This is a genomic window from Paeniglutamicibacter psychrophenolicus, assembly GCF_030812255.1.
GTDB lineage: Bacteria > Actinomycetota > Actinomycetes > Actinomycetales > Micrococcaceae > Paeniglutamicibacter > Paeniglutamicibacter psychrophenolicus_A.
In genome coordinates, this window is record NZ_JAUSSH010000032.1 from 1 (window position 1) to 1,621 (window position 1,621).

General features: G+C 58.9%; 1 protein-coding gene and 1 rRNA gene. Both read right to left on the reverse strand.

Translation table 11 applies throughout. The features are described from left to right. Positions 1-391 precede the first annotated feature (391 nt). Positions 392-508: ribosomal RNA gene (rrf, locus tag J2T21_RS20750) — 5S ribosomal RNA — on the reverse strand. A gap of 162 nt (positions 509-670) precedes the next feature. Beyond that, complete coding sequence (locus tag J2T21_RS20755; RefSeq protein WP_307584076.1) at positions 671-1,135, reverse strand: GNAT family N-acetyltransferase; 465 nt, start codon at positions 1,133-1,135, stop codon at positions 671-673. Between the last annotated feature and the right edge of the window lie 486 nt (positions 1,136-1,621).

Below are 1,621 nucleotides of genomic sequence, written 5' to 3' on the forward strand. Positions count from 1 at the left end.
AGTCCATGCCCCCGGCTGTTGACGCAGCGCGGGGGTTCTTAATGTCATTTCAGCCTACCGGAAGCCTTGGGCACCTAAATGGATACCCCTTTTCCGAGAATGGGCGAGAAGGAGAATCAAGCGGCAGCCTCGAGCCCAAATGCCAGTAGACGACGTGGTTGATCACTACTGACACCAGCCTGCAAGACGGGCGCACGATCCGCTGACACTGAAGGGATGGGCCAGCAGGCCCTGCTGAAACACGGTCCGACATGACAATGCCCCGGGTGACACACCCGGGGCAGACACACTTTTTTGCTTATAAGCCGGAACCGAGGCCGGGATTCGGGGCTCTCGTCTGTTAAACATCGGAACCCCCGAACAATTATGTTCAGGGGTTCCGGGACGTTATGTCCGGCGGTGACCTACTCTCCCACACCCTCCCGAGTGCAGTACCATCGGCGCAGTGGGTCTTAGCTTCCGGGTTCGGTATGGGACCGGGCGTTTCCCCCACGCTATGACCGCCGTAACTCTATTACCGCGCATTCCTTATTCAGGAACGCTGGTGGCTTTATCGAGTCACAACAAGTGCTGTGGTTCTTCATAAATAACTATAGCGGAACGATGGGCTCAGCGCGAACGAATACCCGCTTATTGGCCGGTGAGGGTGGTCACAGCCACGTTTTCCTCGTCAGAGATGCTTCGCCATGCGAATGGATGTCGATTCATAGCCCAGGGACTCATAGAGCTTGCGGGCGCCGACGTTGTACCCGAAGACGTTTAGGCCAAGTTCAATGGCCCCGGCTAGTCTTGCCTCGTGCTCGGCCAGAAGCATTGCATCTCTTCCGTATCCCCTGCGTTGAAACGGCTCATAGATTTCTACATCCCAAACCCACCACTTTGAGGCATCGCCATTGGTTTGCGGGCCGATCCAGAGGTAACCAACTACATCGTCATCGGCAACGACGTTGAACACCAAATGAAGTTTTCGCTGCCGGCCGTTGGGGAATTGCTGCTCGAAGCTTGTGTCTGCTGCCGCTTTCGCCTCCGCCGGAGACTCGCCGGCGGTCATTCGACTCACGATGTACTCAGCTTTAATCGAGGCGATCCATTCAGGCATCTCCTCGACTGGCGTTGGCAATAGGTTCGCATGCATGGGTTCAATCCTTGCAGCTGCGCATGATCCAAGGCAATATGCATCAGGGCTGACCAATCATCGCAAACGACGAAGCCCAGCAAGTCGTTAACCAACCGATCATTACGATCGCTTCAGATTCGAAACAGCAATGGACAAGAGCCAAACAATGGATCGCCGGGGTATCCCGGAACCGCAGTAATGATCGGCGTCTGCCGGTCCCCCAGGACACGGGGTACGGCACAATGCGGCGTCCGCGATCCATGGCTCTGGGCACGAAGGTGGCTTGCGAGACATCCGGCCCGGTGCCGGTGCCGGTGCCGGTGGCCGGCCGGCCGGCCGGCGGGGCACGCCTGAAGCGGGTGCGGCCCCCGGCGGGTGCCGGGGGCCGGGAACGGGCGTTAAGCATCGGAACCCCCAAGCCAGTGGCTTGGGGGTTCCGGGACAAGTTGTCCGGCGGTGACCTACTCTCCCACACCCTCCCGAGTGCAGTACCATCGGCGCGGT

Coding starts and splice junctions, on each gene's coding strand:
- J2T21_RS20755 (WP_307584076.1), bottom strand. CDS start 1,135: ATGCATGCGAACCTATTGCCAACGCCAGTCGAGGAGATGCCTGAATGG.